Origin of the sequence: Levilactobacillus enshiensis (assembly GCF_007115095.1) — a bacterium.
Lineage (GTDB): Bacteria > Bacillota > Bacilli > Lactobacillales > Lactobacillaceae > Levilactobacillus > Levilactobacillus enshiensis.
Map to the genome: position 1 here is coordinate 32,847 of NZ_SULH01000010.1, position 19,234 is coordinate 52,080.

At 49.6% G+C, this 19,234-nt stretch carries 17 protein-coding genes; all 17 read left to right on the plus strand.

Features of this window, described 5'->3' with window-relative positions:
- Positions 1–64: 64 nt before the first annotated feature.
- Entirely contained in the window at positions 65–301 is a 237-nt protein-coding gene (locus tag FAY32_RS10530) for a Veg family protein (protein ID WP_011667243.1), read from the plus strand.
- A 322-nt stretch (positions 302–623) separates the two neighbouring features.
- Complete coding sequence (gene ispE / locus FAY32_RS10535; protein ID WP_143463396.1) at positions 624–1,478, plus strand: 4-(cytidine 5'-diphospho)-2-C-methyl-D-erythritol kinase; 855 nt, start codon at positions 624–626, stop codon at positions 1,476–1,478.
- A gap of 27 nt (positions 1,479–1,505) precedes the next feature.
- A complete protein-coding gene (locus tag FAY32_RS10540; RefSeq protein ID WP_143463397.1) occupies positions 1,506–2,087 on the plus strand; it encodes a uracil-DNA glycosylase family protein in 582 nt (193 codons plus the stop codon).
- Between the two features lie 1,261 nt (positions 2,088–3,348).
- Positions 3,349–4,761, plus strand: a complete 1,413-nt coding sequence (locus tag FAY32_RS10545; protein WP_143463398.1) for an MFS transporter — start codon at positions 3,349–3,351, stop codon at positions 4,759–4,761.
- A gap of 22 nt (positions 4,762–4,783) precedes the next feature.
- Positions 4,784–5,941, plus strand: coding sequence for an ROK family transcriptional regulator (locus tag FAY32_RS10550; RefSeq protein WP_143463461.1), 1,158 nt, complete (start codon positions 4,784–4,786; stop codon positions 5,939–5,941).
- A 102-nt stretch (positions 5,942–6,043) separates the two neighbouring features.
- Complete coding sequence (locus FAY32_RS10555) at positions 6,044–7,516, plus strand: 6-phospho-beta-glucosidase (protein ID WP_143463399.1); 1,473 nt, start codon at positions 6,044–6,046, stop codon at positions 7,514–7,516.
- Positions 7,500–8,420, plus strand: a complete 921-nt coding sequence (locus FAY32_RS10560) for an ROK family protein (RefSeq protein ID WP_143463400.1) — start codon at positions 7,500–7,502, stop codon at positions 8,418–8,420. Before FAY32_RS10555 ends, FAY32_RS10560 begins: the two co-directional genes overlap by 17 nt.
- Positions 8,421–9,114: 694 nt before the next feature.
- Entirely contained in the window at positions 9,115–9,291 is a 177-nt protein-coding gene (locus FAY32_RS14665; RefSeq protein ID WP_158727585.1) for a hypothetical protein, read from the plus strand.
- An 80-nt stretch (positions 9,292–9,371) separates the two neighbouring features.
- Complete coding sequence (locus FAY32_RS10565; RefSeq protein ID WP_143463401.1) at positions 9,372–9,692, plus strand: hypothetical protein; 321 nt, start codon at positions 9,372–9,374, stop codon at positions 9,690–9,692.
- 337 nt (positions 9,693–10,029) lie between these two features.
- A complete protein-coding gene (locus FAY32_RS10570; protein ID WP_143463402.1) occupies positions 10,030–11,103 on the plus strand; it encodes an AEC family transporter in 1,074 nt (357 codons plus the stop codon).
- 34 nt (positions 11,104–11,137) lie between these two features.
- On the plus strand, positions 11,138–12,142 hold the full coding sequence (locus FAY32_RS10575) for a 2-hydroxyacid dehydrogenase (protein WP_143463403.1): 1,005 nt from the start codon (positions 11,138–11,140) through the stop codon (positions 12,140–12,142).
- A 382-nt stretch (positions 12,143–12,524) separates the two neighbouring features.
- Positions 12,525–14,114 carry an ATP-binding protein gene (locus FAY32_RS10580; protein WP_143463404.1) on the plus strand — a complete coding sequence of 530 codons (1,590 nt, stop codon included), beginning with the start codon at positions 12,525–12,527 and terminating at the stop codon, positions 14,112–14,114.
- A complete protein-coding gene (locus tag FAY32_RS10585; RefSeq protein WP_143463405.1) occupies positions 14,111–14,833 on the plus strand; it encodes a response regulator in 723 nt (240 codons plus the stop codon). The genes FAY32_RS10580 and FAY32_RS10585 overlap by 4 nt, the downstream gene beginning before the upstream one ends.
- Before the next feature lie 665 nt (positions 14,834–15,498).
- On the plus strand, positions 15,499–16,434 hold the full coding sequence (locus FAY32_RS10590; protein ID WP_143463406.1) for an alpha/beta hydrolase: 936 nt from the start codon (positions 15,499–15,501) through the stop codon (positions 16,432–16,434).
- Between the two features lie 211 nt (positions 16,435–16,645).
- Positions 16,646–17,542: a metal ABC transporter solute-binding protein, Zn/Mn family gene (locus tag FAY32_RS10595; protein WP_143463407.1), complete on the plus strand. Its 897-nt coding sequence runs from the start codon at positions 16,646–16,648 to the stop codon at positions 17,540–17,542.
- Positions 17,543–17,544: 2 nt separating this feature from the next.
- Positions 17,545–18,243 (plus strand): metal ABC transporter ATP-binding protein, encoded by a 699-nt coding sequence (locus tag FAY32_RS10600; RefSeq protein ID WP_143463408.1) that lies wholly within the window; start codon positions 17,545–17,547, stop codon positions 18,241–18,243.
- Positions 18,236–19,033: a metal ABC transporter permease gene (locus FAY32_RS10605; protein ID WP_143463409.1), complete on the plus strand. Its 798-nt coding sequence runs from the start codon at positions 18,236–18,238 to the stop codon at positions 19,031–19,033. Before FAY32_RS10600 ends, FAY32_RS10605 begins: the two co-directional genes overlap by 8 nt.
- Positions 19,034–19,234 lie beyond the last annotated feature (201 nt).

Genomic DNA, 19,234 nt, shown 5'->3' on the forward strand with positions numbered 1-19,234 from the left:
GGTTGTGGTATAATTTGCGTTTTTTGTGAAACGATGTTATAATTGTTTCACAGAGGTGAAGTGCATGCCAACAAGTTTAGCGAACATTAAGAACAAACTGGACGATCGCATCGGCGAAAAGTTGATGGTGATTGCACAGGCCGGGCGTAAGAAGACGACAGAGCGGCATGGAATTCTTCGGGAAACCTATCCAGCCGTTTTCGTAGTGGATTTAGACCAAGACGAAAACTCATTTGAACGGGTTTCATACAGCTACACCGATATTTTAACCAAAAACATCGAAGTTGACTTTGATGAATAGATAATTGGGCCGAATGAGGCCTTTTTATTTTACCCAAAATTTGCAATGTTCATCGGTCATCCGGATGGGGACCGCTCCTAAAATAGGGACTGAAACGGGTGCGGGCGCGCCGAAAAGCTGCGAATAGAGCAATAGTTGCGACTTCACGGCCTAGATGGAGACGTGCTGATAATCAGGCAGACCCAATCTAGCTTTTTATTTTCCTAAAGAACTCCCAGCTCTTGGAGAACCCTTTTTCTTTTGGCAGGAACCATAGTATAATAGGCTTAATCAGATTCACGAGAACGGTAGGCGGTGGCCTATTTAGAATTAAGGTGAGCTCATGCAACTGATTGAAAAGGCGCCTGCCAAGATAAACCTCGGGCTCGACACCCCCTATCACCACCAAGATGGGGCGGAGGAGTGGAACATGGTCATGACGTCCGTGGACTTGGCGGACTATGTCGAAATTCAAACACTAACCAAGCACAAGCGCATCCGGGTGGCCTCGGATAGCGGCTTTTTACCCAACGATCAGCGAAATCTGGCTTTTCAGGCAGCCCATTTACTCCAAACCAAGTATCACGTTGATGAGGGTGTTAATATTCGCATCAAGAAAAACATTCCGGTAGCGGCCGGCCTCGGTGGTGGGTCATCCGATGCGGCGGCGGTCCTCCGGGGGCTTAATCAACTGTGGCAACTTAACTTAAGCTGGCAAGAACTAGCGGAGTTAGGATTGCAGATTGATTCGGATGTACCCTATTGCGTTTACGGACGCACGGCCCATGTGCGTGGTCGCGGGGAGCGGATTACACCGTTGTCTAAACTACCAGCAGCTTGGGTGGTCTTGGCCAAGCCGAAGGTTAGCGTCTCCACGCCCAGCATTTTACAGCAGATTCGTTACGATGACCTGGAACATCCGGATATCGATGCGCTCCTGCGGGCTGTTCGGGACCAAGACATCGAAGCGATGTGCGCGGTGATGGGGAATGCACTGGAACCGTTGACGGCGCATCGCTATCCCGAAATTACGCAGCTGAAACAACAGATGATGAGGTTTGGGGCCGATGCCGCTCAGATGAGTGGCACGGGGCCAACCGTGTTTGGCTTGTGTAGCAAGCAATCACGCGCCCAGCGGGTCTTTAATGGGATGAAAGGCTTCTGCCGAGAAGTTTATTTGGTGCGGCCGTTACCTTAAAGTAAAGGTCAGTAAGGGGGGGCAGTGATGACGAAAGCGGACGATATTTTTCAAGCGATTCAAGCCGATCCACAAAATGCTGACTTTACAGCGCAGGGGATTTTACCGCTGTATCATGTGGTTGCGGGTGCAGAAATTCTATTGGTCAGTCAGGCCCCCAGTCGGCAGGCGCAAGCGTCGATGACATTTTGGGACGATGCCAGTGGGAATCGGCTTCGAGATTGGATGGGCGTGACCAAGGACCAATTTTATCATTCGGGTAAACTGGCCGTCTTGCCGTTGGATTTCTATTATCCCGGCAAGCACGAACATGGTGGGGATCTGCCCCCACGGAAAGGTTTCGCCGAAAAATGGCACGCGCCGTTACTCGAGCTGATGCCTAACATTAAGCTGACGTTGTTGATCGGTCAGTATGCACAGAAAGCCTACCTGTCCCATCACGAAAAGACGTTAACGGCGACGGTCGCCCACTACGCGGATTACTTACCGGATTATTTCCCGCTCGTGCATCCGTCACCACTTAACTACGGCTGGCAACATCAGCACCCGTGGTTCATGGCGTCAGTGGTTCCTGAACTGCAACAACGGGTTCACAAGATTATTAACTAAAATTAATGAGTAAAAGAGCGATTGGCGCATTCTCCACGTGTAAGTGGGGGCGTCAATCGCTTTTTTAATGGATTTAGATAAAGCGTAAAATTGAGTCTTCATGCCTCTGTATGGGGGAAGCCAGTCTCACTGTTAAATTAGGCTAAATTGGGCGGCACTATGGCTATCAGGGAATGTGGAACGACTTCGGACTGAGTCTTCTCGCTCACTTTGAAACCACAAAAATCATGTGTTGCCAAAGTCGTCTGTGTTGTAAGCTGGCTTCAGAGAAAACGGCAAACAACATCAGCTTCACGGCCAACGCCAGCCTTGGGCTCCTCTAGCGCTAACTGTGTTTTATCATGACAACATTTGTAAGAAAAGGTTATTTGATATCTTAGGGTCAACTTGATAACGCCAATTACAGTTAGTCTCAGTGTCGCCTATATACACAACGTAAGCCGAGAGGTCGGCAGATATGGGCTCAGGCACGTCGTTCTACTTAGTCAGTAAGTGATCTGCTTACTGGCTTAGTAGAAAACCAAGCTTGTAGACTCGGTTCTTTCGAGGCTTCAAGTTGTGTTCGCACCGATCCAGCCCATATCTGCCGGCCGGTAAGGCGAATTAACCACTATGCTGCCTAGTTATCCTCTCAGTCTTTAGGAATTTAGTTAATTCCTGTCGTAAATCGCTTCAAATAGTCACTTTGGTAACTGAACTTTTCTTAGCCGTTAGTCAGTCGAAAATTTGGCGCAACGAATAGTTGGTCAAAGGTGACAAGTGGCTGTACCGTCTGGTATCACAGGCGTCAGTTGATAGATATCGTGAACAATAGTAGGATATTGAACGCCAAAAAGGGGTCGTCAGCGAGCAATCTCACTGGCGACCCCCAAAATTAAATGCAATCTAAAATATGTAAACAACCAACTCGCTTTAATTTGGCCGACGTGGGCTGGACGCCAACACTACTCGGTGCGAAACCGGGCATAAAACAACTCAGACGGGGCTTCATGGCCGCGTCAATTCGGTAGTTCTAACGAACAACACCTCTGACAAAGAATTTCGGAAATTGAATTTTTTAATCGTCACCAATAGTGTAGCCGAGTCACTATTAATTGTCAACGCTTTCATATAAATATTTCTATAGTTTTCCGCTGTACGCTTGATATAGGTAGATTACTTAAAAATAGCTATTGACAACTGGAAGCGGTTACAGTATGATTTGCATTGGAAATTGAATTTTTTATCACCGTCATATCCTTACTTCTAAGAGGTGCTTCATATGAGTGAAAACGCTGCCAAATCCGAGGTCACCACGAAAAACATGGTGCCTTGGAATGAACGAATCGCTTATAGTTTTAGTGATTTCGCTTGCAACTTGTCCTTCCAAATGGTTGGGACTTACTTAATGATTTTCTACACTGATACTTTTGGTCTCAGTGCTGCTGCCGTTGGGACTTTGTTCCTAGCTGCCCGGGTTGTGGATGCCTTTGATGGACCATTCTGGGGTATCATGATCGACCACACGCATACAAAGTGGGGGAAGAGTCGGCCGTACTGGTTATGGTTCTCGATTCCATTCGCGGTGTTCTGTGTCCTGGTCTTCACCACGCCAAGCATGAGTTTAACGGGTAAGTTAGTTTGGGCTTACATTACTTATATTGGGGTTGATGTGCTGTATTCAGCCGTTAACATTCCAATTACTTCTATTTTGCCATCATTGACTAGTAACCCACAAGAACGGGTTACGTTGTCGACCATTCGTCAATTCATGGGAACTGCTGGTGCCACGATTATTACTGGGATTACGTTGACCATGGTTGCCTTCTTCGGTCATGGTTCAACGACTAGCGCACGTGGCTGGTTCATCTGGGCTTTGATTGTTGCCGTTATCGTTGTTATTATTTTCTACTTTGTCTTCAAGTACACCCATGAACGGGTACAAACGAAGAGCTCTCGTCAATCGATTCCAATTAAGGAATCCTTGAAGGCTTTGAAGCGTAACTGGCCATGGGCTATCATCATCTTCATCAACTTCATTTACTGGATGGGGATGCAAACGCGTTCACAAGTGACGGTTTACTTCTTCAAGTACAACATGCACGATGCAACGTTAGCTTCATTTGTTCTGAGTTTACAAATCGTTTCCTTGGTTGCCGTTGTCTTAACGCCAGCTACCTCTAAGTGGTTAGGCAAGCGGAACACCATGCTCGGTGGGATGATCTTGGCCGTTATTGGTCAATTGCTCTTGAGCTTAGGTGCCAACAACCTCAGTGTTCCAATGATCATCTTTGCAACGGTCGTTGGTTACATGGGTACTGGGTTCGTTTCCGGTTTGATCGCCGTTATGCTTGCTGACGCCGTTGATTACGGTGAATGGAAGAACGGTGTCCGGGCCGAAGGAATCGTTACCTCATTCTCTAGTTTCAGTGCGAAGTTAGGGATGGGGATTGGTGGTGTGATCACCGGTTGGATTTTGACTGGGACTGGTTACGTTGCCAACCATACGCAATCTGCAGGTGCCTTACACGGTATCGAATTGAACTACATTTGGGTTCCACTGTTGGGCTTCGCGCTTTCAGGTATTGCGCTGATGTTCTACCACGTTGACGGCATCGAAAAGCAGATGCAAGGCGACTTGGCTGAAAAGCATGCACGTGAAAATGCTGAAGACGCTGACGACGACAAAGACTAATCGGAAAAAGTGAGTGACACGGATGATTATTAATAAGGACGTTATGCGCATTCACAACGAGCGTTCGGTTCTCCAAGCCATTGTTAATCATGGTCCGATTTCCAGAAACGCGGTCTCAAAACTTTTGGGATTGAATAAGGTGACGGTTTCCGATATTATCGGGTCCTTCATCGACCGGAAATTAGTGACCAGTCTTGGCGAAGCGCGGGGGACCAGTACTGGTGGTCGGCGGCCGGAGTTGGCGGCATTCAACGCGACTTACGGCTACGTGATCAACTTCAGTATTTCTGGCGACGTCGTGGAGCTACTCGTCACCCAAATGGATGGTCGTGCCCTGGCGTATAGCACGAGTCCCATTGATAATCAGTCGGTTGAAGATGTTGTGACTAAAATGGAAGGTCTGATCAACCAGTTACCGCAGTTCGATGTGGTCAACGGGTTACAGGCAATTTCCATCGCCATCTTCGGGGTCGTTTACCATAACAAGGTCATCACGTCACCGTTTGTGGATTATGCTGATTTTGATATTGTCGGCTATTTTCACGACCACTACCAGGTGCCCATTGTGATGGAAAACGAAGCGAACTTGTCGGCGGTCTTCGAACAGGACTTTAGTAAGCAGGAACTTGAGCACATTGTGTCCGTCAGCATTCATGAGGGAGTCGGCGCGGGGATCATCCTTAACACGCAGCTCTATACGGGTAATTACGGTCAAGCCGGAGAAATCGGGCAGACCATTATCCAGGAGTCGCGTGATCATCACCGGCCGCTTTCGAAGCTTGCCAGTTTCGATGCGGAGTGGTCACAGACCGCTTTGTTGGAAAAGGCGCGGGTGCTGAAGCGGACCAAGACCTATGACTTGAATCAACTTGTCAACGACTATGAAGCCGAGGACGAGGCAATCATGGGCCTGCTCGAAGATTTCTGTTACTACCTGGCATTAGTCACGAGTAACCTGATTGCGGCGTACGATCCGCAGATGATATTTTTCAACTCACCACTCATTGACCGGTTACCCGAAATCTTAAAGAATATTCAGATGAAATTGGGGTTCATGCCGTTGGTGCCACCCCTGGTCATGTCGAAGGACGTGAAATACGCCACCTTATTGGGCGGTGCGTCACTCGCCATTCACCGGGTACTCAACATGAACGGAACGCGACTGATCTTTCATCACTAACAGGCTTCACGAAAATACGATACAGGATGGCTCGCAAGGGGTCGGCCGGTATCGTATTTTTATCAGGAAATGAACGTTAAAACCAATTAGGAGGACATTGAATTGACTAAACATGGATTACCAAAAGACTTTTTGTGGGGCGGCGCCGTTGCTGCGCACCAAGTTGAAGGGGCCTACAATGTTGGCGGCAAGGGCCTCAGTGTCGCTGATGTGATGACCGCTGCTGGGAGTCACGATGAACGGACGATTACGGACGGTGTGCAGGCAGGCGAATTTTACCCCAACCATGAGGCCGTGGATTTCTACCATCAATATCCAGCAGATGTGAAGCTCTTTGCCGAAATGGGGTTTAAGAGTTTTCGGACGTCGATTGCTTGGTCCCGGATTTTTCCTCAGGGAGATGAGCTCGAACCCAACGAAGCGGGACTGAAGTTTTACGATCGCTTATTCGATGAATGTTTGAAGTACAACATCGAACCCGTGGTCACGCTCTCCCACTTTGAAATGCCTTACCATTTGGTCACGGCATACGGTGGTTTCCGGAGCAGAAAGATGATTACCTTCTTTACACGTTTTGCCAAGGCCGTCTTCGAACGCTACCAAGATAAGGTCAAATACTGGTTAACGTTTAACGAGATTAACAACCAGAGTAACTACGACCGGGCCTTCACGCTATTTACCAACTCGGGGATTCAGGTCAAGCCCGGCGAAAATGCCGAAGAGGTCATGTATCAAGCCGGTCACTATGAAGTCGTTGCCAGTTCGCTGGCCGTACAGATTGCCCACCAGATCAATCCTGATTTCCAAGTGGGGGCCATGGTGGCCTTCTCACCCGTTTACCCGGCGACCGACAAACCGAGTGATGTGTTGAAGGCACAGCGCGCCATGCAAGCCCGTTTCTGGTTCTCCGATGTTCAGTGTGAGGGGACCTATCCAACCTGGTTGACGCAGTACTTTGATGCGAAGGGGTACGATTTAGACATCACGAAGGCTGATTTGGCCAACTTGAAGCGCGGAACCGTCGACTACCTAGGATTCAGCTACTACATGTCCTTTGCAACGCAGGCTAGTGACCACGAAGACAAGCAGTTCTCCTACAATGAGAGTACGGACTTAGTCACGAACAAATACGTGCCACAATCCGACTGGGGTTGGCAAGTTGACCCCGAAGGCTTACGTTATGGTCTGAACTGGATGAACGATCGTTACCACTTACCGTTATTTATTGTTGAAAATGGAATCGGCGCTATTGACGAGTTGACTGCCGACCATGAAGTCCACGATCAATACCGGATCGATTACCTGCGAGACCACATTGTACAGATGAAGTTGGCTATGGAGGAAGACGGGGTACCAGTCATGGGCTACACGCCTTGGAGCGCCATTGACATTGTGTCCGCCAGCACCGGGCAGCTGTCAAAGCGCTACGGATTCATTTACGTCGACCGCAACGATGATGGCAGTGGTAGTCTGGCGCGTTACCGGAAGGATTCCTTCTACTGGTACCAACGCGTGATTGCCACCAACGGAGCGGACCTTTCATTGGATGGTGAGCACGATGACGCAAAAGCCTGAACCGATTCTGGCCATTGATATTGGGGGAACCACCGTGAAGTACGGCGTCTGGGCAGCGGAAAAATTGACGCGCAAGAATCGCTTCAACACGCCGAAAACGTGGCCGGAACTGCTGGATAAACTGATTGCGGTCAAACGTGAGCTGGCGTTACCCTTTGCCGGGGTGGCTGTCAGTCTGCCTGGTGGGGTCGACACGGTCGTGGGGAAAATCTCCGGGACCAGTGCCGTGGACTATCTGAACGATTTTCCCATCAAGGCCACGCTGCGTACAGCTTTGGGCGTGCCCGTTAGCATTCAAAATGACGCCAACTGTGCCGCTCTAGCTGAGGCCTGGCGCGGCAACGCCAAGGACGTCGACGATGCCATTTACATGATTATCGGCACGGGCATTGGCGGTGCCGTGACCATCAACGGTCAACTGATGGCGGGCCAGGATAATTTTACCGGGGAGTTTGGCTACATGGTCATGAATCCAGCCGGTGAGACGTTCAGTCAGCTGGCCAGCCCGGTTAAAATGGCGGCGCGATACCAGCGACTAAAGGAATTACCCACGGCGTTTACGGCCCAGGACGTCTTTGACCTCGCCAATAACGGGGACAGCATCGCTCAACAGTGTGTGGGCGAGATGTTGAACTGGCTGAGTATGGGGGCCTTCAACCTCTATGTCAGTTTGAACCCACAGCGCCTGTTGATTGGTGGGGGTATCTCGGCCCGGCCGGGATTCGTGGCCGATTTGCAGCAACGGATTCAACAGTTGATGCACGCCCACAAGGCCGCTCTGACAGCCGATGTACGCGCCTGTCGTTTCCTCAACGACGCCAATCTGATTGGTGCCGTCCGGCAATTCTACGTGGAAAATGGGGATGAACCGGCGGAAGGCGTTGTGCGGATACAGGCACGATAGTTAAACAAGTAAAGGTTGAAAGCTGAAATTCAGGCCTCACCCCAGTATTGGTCAGCATTCGCGCCATTATATTAAGCTAATTGGGCACACTACGGCTGCCAGGGATTCCGCCTGCTGTGGGGACGCTTCAGACTGGCAGAACACCAGTCTTCTCGCTCGATTTGAAGCCACGAAAACCACGTGTCTCCAAAGTCGCCCGTGATGTAAGCTGGCTAAAAACGCCAACTAACATCACTTTCACGGCTGGCTCCATCCCTGGCCTCCTCCGGCGCTGATTGTGTTTAGTCAAGATAACGGCTGTAGACCACTGCTACCTGGCATTTTTGCGCTAAGTGTTAACGACGGTTATAAGCATTCCCAGCGTCGTCTGAGAACGCTGCATAATCCGAAAGTTCGGTAGATGTGGGGTTCAGTCCATATCTACCAGCCGGTAAGGTGAGGAGACCACTAAGTTGCCTAGCTTTAGACTCGCTGTTGTTGTCAGAACAGGCATAGTCGGTTTAAGTTAAATAATAGTATTGGGGACCTTACTGGCTGAGTTTTAGCTGGTGAGGTCCCTTTTGAGTCCTTTAATCATAAGCAGTGAATTGGTGAAAACACCTATTAATAATGATATTTGTATAATACAATTTATAAGACGTTTCGGTTGTATTCCGAGTACAATTCCGGCATTCTAGTGCCAGAGGTGAGGATCGTGGAAAGAGAACAACAGCATCTGGATACAGGACTAGCAGCGGAGTTGAACGCGGCCTTAAAAACAAAACGAACACAGTTGGAGTTGCTACAGTTGTTGTACGGCCAGTTGCCCAAGTCGCAGCGTCAGTGTCCATCAGTGCCGACTAAACAGGGCGTTCGGCCGGATGTCGGGTAAACCAACAGTTAAAAATTGCTGAATTCTGGTGAGTTGCCTTACTATAATTAAAAAATAGTTGTAAAGAGGGGTGGCACACCATGGTTCGATTCATTGGCATAGGCTTGATTCTAGTTTACCTAACATTAATGGGTGGGGTAACGTTACTTAATTGGCGGAGTTATCGTCAGTCAAGGCGATTAGTTCGGGTAACGGGGATGGCGAATATCTTTTGCCTAATCCTTGCCTGGTTGACGGTGTTTTTCTTTCGTTTAGCATTTGTGTGGGTCGGGCCGTTATTGCTGCTGGTCGTTGTGGGTGCGGCGATGCTTCATGGAAAGGCGCTGAATGACTTTCATTGGTCACATCACATTGGTCGTTTAATTGTGACAACAGCTTTCATTGTTTTACTATGGCTATGAGTGACGGCTGACACGTCATGCTTGTCGGGTAAAGGTGACCAGTCAAAAAAATATAAAGACTAACAGGCTAGCAAAGTAGCGCAACATCGCCACTTTGTTAGCCTGTTTTATGTTTACTACCGCAATTGAAAACAAGTAAATCGGTCATTAAAAGATGGCTACAAGTATTGGTTAAGCCGTTTAAACGATAGAACTTTGCCAATATGTGTAAAAAATCACTGGTTAGACCACCGCTTACATAAGTTACAATACTTACATAACTTTCACTATGTATATTAGTGAGCAAATAGTCGCTATGATTGATTCATCAAATAGATTAATCACGGAGGCGACAAGAATGAGCGTGCTTAAAGCAGTTGAATCGACGTTCACAAATGCAGCAATTATTAGTTCCATTACTTCTACTATCTTTATTATTCTTTTGGGTTTCTTTCTACGGCGACGGGGAACCTTCGGTGAAAACTTTGGTAAGGTCCTGACTAAGGTTGCCCTGACGGTAGCGATTCCAGCATTGGCCTTCAATTCATTCATGCAACCCATGGATAACGAGGCTTTCAAGCAAGGAATGGGTGTTCTGGTCTGGGGAATTGTGATTTATATTCTTTTGATCTTTGTTACCCCCTTCATGTACCAACGTTATGTTAAGGGAGAACGTGAAGTTTTAGCTATCTTAACGACTTTTGGTTCCACAACGTTCTTTGGAATTCCGATTGTTGGTGCCGTATACGGTGCCAAAGGGGTTATGTACAGTTCCATCTTTAACATTGGTTACCGAATCTTCCTGTACTCTTACGCCTACATTAAAATGTCTGGCTTGAAGATGGAAGCAAAGAACATCAAGAAGATGTTTGCCAACCCCATCGTGATCGCCACCTTCTTAGGACTGTTCATGTGGTTAGGCCAACATTTAGTTCCTCAAGTGACGGTTCACGCCGCCATCAATGGCGTTCAACAGGCTGGGATGACGTCAGTAGCCTTCTACCGAATCGACCAGACGGCGCTGTGGTTGTACAAGCCATTAACTTACTTGGCGAACCTATCGTCACCATTAGCTTGGTTGGCCATTGGTGTCACGTTAGGGTCAATCTCCTTTAAGGATGCCGCTGAAGATAAGACGCCTTGGTACTACGCTATGAACAAGGTCATTATCGTCCCCCTGTTGAACTTAGTGATTTTATGGCTGCTCAGCATCACGAACATCTTGCCATTGAGCTTCACAGCTGTAGCAACCGTCGTCGTCATGATGGCGACACCAACTGCTGCCGTTGCTTCGGCCTACGCCATTAGTTTTGACAGAGAAGCCGTGATGTCATCGAACGCGTCATTCATCTCAACTATCTGTGCAGTGGTTATGATGCCTATCTGGATTGCCATTTTACAGGTGATCAGTGGTCTTGGAATCTTTAACTAATCGCGATAACAACTAGAAAAGGAGTGCTTTTGAAATGGTAAAAATTACGTCCTACGGTGTGCGGCCCATTGAACGGCCTTACTTTGACGACTTGAACAAGTATGGGTTCGACATGACTTACGTGGAAGATCTACTGACCCACGACAACGCTGAGGCCTCAAAGGGTGCCGATGCCGTCTTGGTACGGGGAAACTGTATGGCTGACCGGCAGAACTTAGAAAAGTTTGCCAGCTGGGGAATCAAGTACGTCTTTACCCGTTCCGTTGGGTTTAACCACATGGACCTTCAAGCGGCAGCTGATTTAGGCATTGAAATGGCGCGAGTGCCAGGTTACTCCCCATACGCCGTTGCTGAATTGGCCTTCACGCTGGGGATGAACCTGTTCCGGCACGTGAACTTGGGGATTAGTCAAACGCGCCAAGCGGACTTTACCATTTCACCAGCCATGTTCAGCAAGGAAATCCATACGGCAACGGTGGGAATCGTGGGTATCGGCCGGATCGGTTACACCGAAGCAAAGCTATATAAGGCTTTAGGCGCCAAAGTAGTCGCTTACGATCCTTACCCGTCGGATGCAGCTAAAGAACTGGCGGAAATGATGGACTTGCCTGACTTACTCAAGCAAAGTGACATCGTGTCCATTCACGTTCCCTATTTCCCAGGCAAGAACGAGGATTTGATCAATGATGAATTTGTGGCACAGATGAAGCACGGTGCTGTGTTGATCAATACGGCTCGGGGCGAGTTAGCAAATATCCCCGCCATCTTAAAGGGCCTTCAAGACGGGCAACTTGATGGTTACGGTGCCGATGTTGTCGTGGATGAGGTCAACATCTTAGGCAAGAAGTTTGCCAACGTGGCGGACATTCCAAACCAACAGGTGCGCGACCTGGTTCAGGCGAACCCTAAAGTCTTGATTACTCCTCACGTGGGTTCATACACGGAACCAGCGCTACAAGATATGATCAGTATCAGTTATGACAACTTCCATGACATTTTGACGACGGGAACGACTAAGAATGCCATCCATGCGAAGTAGTCTTCCGTACCGACACGTCGGTTGGTAACGGAGACAGATTACCAGTTAGAATAGCGTGTTAAAGACAGGCTTGGAATCGTTCCTTGAAGGAGCGGCTCTGAGCCTGTTTTAGTCGTTACTAAAGGATGAAAGGGTCAAAACTTAACAGCAACACAGTAGTCTGAAGTATCCCCACAGCCGGCGGAATCCCTGGCAGCCGGCGTGCACCCAGGTTAGATTAATTTAACGGTGAAAATGCGTATCAATACGGGGATAAGGCCTGAATTCCATCTTTTAACTTTAAAATGTAAACTAGTCATATAGCAGTCGCGTAAATGGTTGCGTCCATTGATGACATTCAGGTATATTTAGTTGGTTGGGAAGACAGGGGGAGCGACTAGTAGTGAAGACTTTGAAAAAACAGTTACCATTCTGGGTCATCGTGATTGCCGTCATGACACTAACGATTGGTGTGGCCGTGGCAACGACGGCGGTTCTGATTCATCAAGATACGGTAGCGGAGAGCAAGCGGGCAACCCAGACCCGAATCTTGAAGGTGGCGCAGTCCACAGCGAAGATGGCGCCAGTGAAACGGGTGATTCGCGCTTCCAACGCGGGAGCGACAACCAACCTCCAGACGTTCGTTAAGCCACTGGTCAAGCGCGATGATGTCGATTTTATCGTCATTTTAAATCACGACTTAATTCGATTATCCCACCCCTTGGATAAGGACGTGGGGCACCATTTCTCATCGCTACAAGATCCCCGTCCGGCTTTGCAAGGCCGCATACACTATTCACAACGACCAGGCGTTTTGGGACCCGAGTACCGGGTTTTTCATCCCGTTTATGATCACGGAAAAGTCATCGGGGTCGTGTGTGTAGGGGTGACTGAGAAAAACTTAAATCAGCAGCTTCAGCGAAAGACGCGGCCCATTTTAATTGGTGGGCTGAGTGGTCTCCTAGTGGGACTAGTCCTGTCGGTTTTGCTAGGGATGTATCTCCGTTACCTGCTCCTGGGGATGGAACCGAGTGAAATTGCGGAGCGCACGGCGCAACAAACCTTGGTGGATGACGCCTTACCAGAAGGGGTGATCGCCATCAATCGCCGGGGCCAAATCATTTCCGTTAACCGGACGGCCCGCACGTTGTTTGCGCAGGAGCTATTTCGCGGGCAGCCGTTACCGCCAGCGTTGCGTGAGCTGCTATTTACGGGAGTGACCACTTCGAGTGGCGTGGAAGTGACCTATTTGGATAAACAGTTGTTGATCTCAACGAATGCCTTGTGGGTTCGGGGCAAGCAACTGGGGCAGGTCTGTTTGATTCGGGACATGTCAGAAATTACGGGGTTGATCAATAAGCTAGCCGGGACCGAACATTACGTGTCCTCGTTGCGGGCGCAGACTCATGAGTTTATGAACCAATTACAAGTGATCAATGGGTTATTAGAATTGGAAGAGTATCCGCGGGCACTCGAATTTGTCGGCCAAATCACCGATAACTATCATCAAGATATCGGGTACGTGACGGATAAAATCAAGTGGCCAGCCATGGTCGGTTTGATTTTAGGAAAGAGTAAGGAAGCCAAGGAACAGGGAATCGCGTTTAAAGTCACCGCCACCAGCAGCGTTCCTCAGGCGGACTTTGACAGTCAGGTGGAGGTTCTCCTCCTGCGGATTGTGTCGAACTTGCTCGATAACGCGCGGGATGCCATTAAGCACCCGAATAAAGGTAGCTTGATCAGTTTGACGCTGGTCAGCACGGCAACGCAGTTAAAAATTGTGGTGCGGGATACGGGGAGCGGTATTGCGCCGGCTGTGCGTGAGCAGATGTTTACCCAGGGATTCTCCACCAAGGGGCATCAGCGCGGGTACGGCATGGGTATCATTCGTGCGGCGGTCACGAGGTTGCACGGCCATTTAAAGATCACGGCCAATCAGCCAGTGGGAACGGTGATGACCGTAGTAGTTGAAACGAAGGAAGCGTTGAAATGAAGATATTAATAGTAGAAGATGACCCCATGGTACGGTTGATCAACCATAAATTTTTGGAACGGGTACCGGCACTGCAGGCGGCGACCATTGTTGAATGTGAGAGTGCGGTGGCTGCGCTTGCACTGCCTGATTTGGATCAGTACGCGCTGATCTTATTGGACATGTATTTGCCTCAGCTCAGCGGGACGGCGTTTCTAGCTGAACTCTTAAAACGTCAGCTTCACCCACAAGTTATCATGATGACGGCGGCAAATGACCAACAGACCTTAAAGGAGGCAGTCAATTACGGAGTGCTAGACTTTTTGATCAAACCATTTTCATTTGACCGTTTTGCGCAGGCGATGGCGAAGTTCACGCGCTTACAGGTGGTCGATGATAAGAACACGGTCTCGCAACGCGATTTGGATAGCTTATTCCAGGGAAATACGGTGGTTGCGTCACCTCAGGAAGCGCGTCAAAAGGACTTGCCCAAGGGGTTGGCTAAGCTTTCCTTACAACGCATCGTGACGGTAATCAGAAACCGGCAGGCGGAATTTTCAAATCAAGACATTGCCGACGACACCGGCCTATCGCGGGTCTCAACGAAAAAGTACATTGATTTTCTGGCGACGATTGGGTTCCTATCGTCCCGGATCGTCTATCAGGGGAGCGGTCGGCCATTGACCAAGTTCAGTCTGGACGAGAACGGGGAAGCGATGCTGCAAACGTATATTCAATGAACGAAACGTTGGCCCCAAAACTGGGCAACACGGTGGTCCGGCCGGCAGATATGAGCTGGATCGGTGCGAACACAACTTGAAGCCTCGAAAGGTCCGAGTCTCCAAGCTTGGTTTTCTACTAAGCCAGTAAGAAAACTACTTACTGACTAAGTAGAACGATGCGCCTGAGCTCATATCTGCCGACCTCTCGGCTTACATTGTGTTCTCAGACGACTCTGAGAATAACCGTAACGGTCGTTATCAATCGAATTCAAAAAATGCCAGGTAGCTGTCGTTGTCTTGATAAAACGCCGTCAGCGTCGGAGGAGGCTAGGGATGGCCCAGCCGTGAAAGTGGTGTAAGCTGGCCACAAATTTTCAGCCAGCTTACAGCACGGGCGACTTTGGAGACACGTGGTTTTCGTGGCTTCAAATCGAGCGAGAAGACTGGTTTTCTGTCAGTCTGAAGCGTCTCCACAGCAGGTGGAATCCCTAGCAACCGGAGTGCGCCCAATTTAGGTTAATTTAACGGTGCGACTGCTTACCAATACTGAGATGAGACCTGAATTTTATCTTTCAATCTTTAGTCAGTGACTGTAACTGGGAAATCCTGAGATAAATAGTGGCGCTCCCTCCTAAATTTGGTTACAGTGAAGGTAGCAAACAAAACGAAATGGGGTCGTACAGATGAAGACTTGGCAGAAGTGGGTCACTGGTGCCGCAGTTGCAACCGTCGCCAGTGCGGTTGGTGTGTTGGGTGGTGCAGCAATCGTTTATCAGGCAGCAACAAAGTCCTTTTCGCGGGGACGTCAGAAATCCAAACTGCGGGCCATCGCGGAAAATTCGCCCGCGGATAACGCCTGGTACTTGCGGCAACATCCGGCTGAATGGACACAGACGAGCTTGGATGGCCTGGTCTTGCGGTCAAGCTTCATCGCAGCCGACCAGCCAACGACCAAAGTGGTCATCTTGGCACACGGGTTGGGCCACGCTAGAGAACAAATGATTCCCTGGGCCCGGACCTTTCACGATTGGGGTTACGATGTTTTGATGCCGGATGCTAGAGCGCACGGCGAAAGTGAGGGCTGTACCATTGGGTATGGCTGGCCAGACCGCATTGATTATCAGGGCTGGATTCAACAGGTCCTAAATAAGTGTGGGGAAGACAGTCAACTTGTACTGCTGGGAATCTCAATGGGGGCAGCAACGGTCATGGCGGTTGCTGGTGAAGAATTGCCGCATAACGTCAAGGCCGTCATTGCCGATTCGGGTTACGCTTCAGTGATGGCGGAGGCGCGTTATCGGTTGCATCACAAGTACCATTTGCCAGCGACACCAACGTTGCCGATTGCGGATCAGTACTCCCGATTAGCGGGATATCGGTTGGCAGATGGCGACATTGCAGCCCAGTTGCGCAAGACCCATTTGCCATTGCTCCTGATACAGGGAGCTAACGATCAAACTGTCCCCGTGACCAACCTTAACATCCTCTATCAGGCGGCGGCTGGTCCCAAACAGAAGTATCGCGATCCACAAGCGGGACATATCGAGACCCGTAAGTTGGATCCTGAACGCTATGATCAGATGGTGGCGGACTTTTTGCAGCCGTACGTGACGAATTAAGGTGTCACAGTTAGTAAGTTCAAGGTGTGCTGGAAATAAAACCAGTCAGGCTGAACTTAAATGAATTGAAAGATTTACCTAAAAGGTAAGGGTCCCAAGTGGGGTTCTCGCTTTTTTCGTCTGGCCAGGTTTGCGGCTTATTGACAAGTTTTCAATTTCTGGTAGAATACTAAACGGTAATCATTACCATTTACATAAAAGGTGGATGAACATGCGGAAATGGTCACGGGTTTTAACGCTAATCATAAGTTTAGCAGCAATTTTAATACTGGCCGGGTGCCAGACAACGACGCCAAGCCGGTCGGGAAAAATTGACGTGGTCGCCACGCTAGACTTCTATGGTGAGGCCGCCCGAGCCATTCTAGGCCAACAGGGAACGGTGACAACGGTTATTAATAGTCCCAGCATCGATGCCGAAAGCTACGAGCCGGACATCAAGACGGCGAAACAGGTCGCCACAGCCGATGTCGTGATTGAGAACGGTCTGGGCTATGACAGTTGGATGGACCGCGTCGTTCAGGCCAACCAGGATTCTGGCACCAAGACGCTCAATATTGGTCAACTGATGGGAAAGCAGACGGGGGACAATCCGCACCTGTGGTCGGACCCCAACGTTATGATCAAGGTTACCCGCCACTTGGTGACCCAGTTCAGTAAGCTTGACCCCAGCCATGCACGAGTTTACCGCCAGCGCGGCACGACCTATGAAAAGCAACTCAGGGCGTTACCTCGTTTAGCGAAAAAGTTGGCGAAATATGGTCATGGGCAACGCGTGGCGGTCAGCGAACCCGTCTTTGACCTGGCGCTGACTGCGATGGGCTACCGGGTCAGCGATGGGCACTTTGCCCAGTCCATTGAAGAGGATAGCGATCCTACGCCAGCTGATATTACCCAATTACAGTCCCAACTGAAGCACCATCAGGTCGCATTTTTCGTGGAAAACACCCAGAATACCAGCAAGAACGTGACAAATATGGTCCGTTTGGCCAAAAAATACGGCATCCCCGTCGTCAAGGTGACCGAGACCATGCCGGCCAACCAAGACTACCGGACGTGGATGTTGAAGCAGTACGAACAAGTCCAACGGATTCAGCAGAAGGAGAAGTAACTATGATGGCAGCACCCATTTTAAAATTGGAACATCTCGGGGTCACCTTCCCGAATCACCCAGTCTTTAGTGACCTCAACTTGACGATTCGACAGGGCGAATTCTGGAGTATCGTTGGGAAGAACGGGGTCGGGAAGACAACGTTGATGCGGACAGTCCTGCATCAACTCCGGCCCACCCACGGACAGGTTGCTTATTTGCCGACCACCAATGCGGTTAAGATCGGCTATGTGCCGCAATTTCGAAACATTGACGCGGACTACCCACTGACCATTCGCGACTTTGTCGGGTTGAATCTGACCGGTTGGAAATGGCCATGGTTGTCACGGCAAGAGCGGAGCAAAGTCCAGACGATTTTGAAACGGACGGGACTGGAAGCCATTGCGAATCGGCCGATTGGCCAGGCATCCGGTGGGGAAAAGCAGAAGGCTTACCTGGCCCAGGCCTTGGTGGAGGCACCGAACCTGTTGATTTTGGACGAATCGACGGCCAGTTTAGACCCCGTGACCAAGACAGAACTCTTGGATCTCGTCATCGAGTTGAATGAGTCGTTACAGTTGACCGTGCTCTTTGTCACGCACGACATTCCGATGGCTCGTAAATACAGTTCACAATACTTGATGTTGACGCCAAATGGCACAGAACAGGGGCCCATCAGTGGTCTTACACAGGAAAAGGTTTGGGAGGGCGAAAATGTTTAGTTATGAATTCATGCGTAACGCCTTCGCGGCTGGAACCATCATTGCCATTATTTGTGGCATTATGGGCGTCTTCGTGATTGCTAGAAATATGTCCTTTTTGACCCATACGTTATCTGAAATTGGTTTCTCCGGTGCGGCCTTTGGGGTCTTTGCCGGGTGGGCACCGTTGAATGGGATGCTCCTGTTTACGGTCGTCAGTTCGGTCATTGTGGGCCAATTGAGTGCCCGCAGCGAACGGCGGGAAGCCGCTACCAGCGCAATTTCTGCGCTCTTTATTGGGATGGGGATCTTGTTCTTATCGTTGGCCAATAAAAATGCGAGCTACGCCACCAGTATTCTGTTTGGGAGTGTCATCGGGATCAGTGCCGGTGACGTGCAACAGATGTTGTGGCTGTCCTTGTTGGTGTTGCTGGTCGTCTTTGTCATCTATCGATTCTTGAAATTCGATTCGTTCGACCACACTGGCGCTCGCGTCAAGGGTTTGTGGACCAACACCTTATCCGTGACCTTTCTGGTCTTACTGGCATTGAGTGTGAGTGTCGCCGCTCAAATCGTGGGGTCGTTACTGATCTTTATCCTCCTGACGTTACCTGCAGCAACGGCAAAATACTTTGCCCACACGGTCGGTGGCATGATGGTCTTGGCCATTGCGTTAGCCCTGATTGGGGTGTGGAGCGGGCTGACGCTGAGTTACGTGACCAACTACCCGGTATCGTTCTTTATTGCAGCGATTGAAGCCATCTTCTACTTCATCGCCTTGGGCTGGCAAAAGCTCCAGACGGCTGAGTAGCAATTGGCACTCAAACTGGGCAGCATGGAGGGGTTGGTCGCCTTACCGGCCGGCAGATATGGGCTGGAACGGTGCGAACGCAACTTGAAGCCTCGAAAGGCACGAGTCTACAAGCTTGGTTTTCTACTAAGCCAGTAAGAAGTTCGCTTACTGACTAAGTAGAACGACGCGCCTGAGCCCATATCTGCCGACCTCTCGGCT

What these genes read in the sequence shown, in the direction of transcription:
- FAY32_RS10550 (WP_143463461.1), top strand. Translation starts at nt 4,784, where the DNA reads ATGATTATTAATAAGGACGTTATGCGCATTCACAACGAGCGTTCGGTT.
- FAY32_RS10540 (WP_143463397.1), top strand. Translation starts at nt 1,506, where the DNA reads ATGACGAAAGCGGACGATATTTTTCAAGCGATTCAAGCCGATCCACAA.
- FAY32_RS10530 (WP_011667243.1), top strand. Translation starts at nt 65, where the DNA reads ATGCCAACAAGTTTAGCGAACATTAAGAACAAACTGGACGATCGCATC.
- FAY32_RS10570 (WP_143463402.1), top strand. Translation starts at nt 10,030, where the DNA reads ATGAGCGTGCTTAAAGCAGTTGAATCGACGTTCACAAATGCAGCAATT.
- FAY32_RS10590 (WP_143463406.1), top strand. Translation starts at nt 15,499, where the DNA reads ATGAAGACTTGGCAGAAGTGGGTCACTGGTGCCGCAGTTGCAACCGTC.
- FAY32_RS10545 (WP_143463398.1), top strand. Translation starts at nt 3,349, where the DNA reads ATGAGTGAAAACGCTGCCAAATCCGAGGTCACCACGAAAAACATGGTG.
- FAY32_RS10605 (WP_143463409.1), top strand. Translation starts at nt 18,236, where the DNA reads ATGTTTAGTTATGAATTCATGCGTAACGCCTTCGCGGCTGGAACCATC.
- FAY32_RS10575 (WP_143463403.1), top strand. Translation starts at nt 11,138, where the DNA reads ATGGTAAAAATTACGTCCTACGGTGTGCGGCCCATTGAACGGCCTTAC.
- FAY32_RS10560 (WP_143463400.1), top strand. Translation starts at nt 7,500, where the DNA reads ATGACGCAAAAGCCTGAACCGATTCTGGCCATTGATATTGGGGGAACC.
- FAY32_RS10565 (WP_143463401.1), top strand. Translation starts at nt 9,372, where the DNA reads ATGGTTCGATTCATTGGCATAGGCTTGATTCTAGTTTACCTAACATTA.
- FAY32_RS10600 (WP_143463408.1), top strand. Translation starts at nt 17,545, where the DNA reads ATGATGGCAGCACCCATTTTAAAATTGGAACATCTCGGGGTCACCTTC.
- FAY32_RS10585 (WP_143463405.1), top strand. Translation starts at nt 14,111, where the DNA reads ATGAAGATATTAATAGTAGAAGATGACCCCATGGTACGGTTGATCAAC.
- ispE (WP_143463396.1), top strand. Translation starts at nt 624, where the DNA reads ATGCAACTGATTGAAAAGGCGCCTGCCAAGATAAACCTCGGGCTCGAC.
- FAY32_RS10595 (WP_143463407.1), top strand. Translation starts at nt 16,646, where the DNA reads ATGCGGAAATGGTCACGGGTTTTAACGCTAATCATAAGTTTAGCAGCA.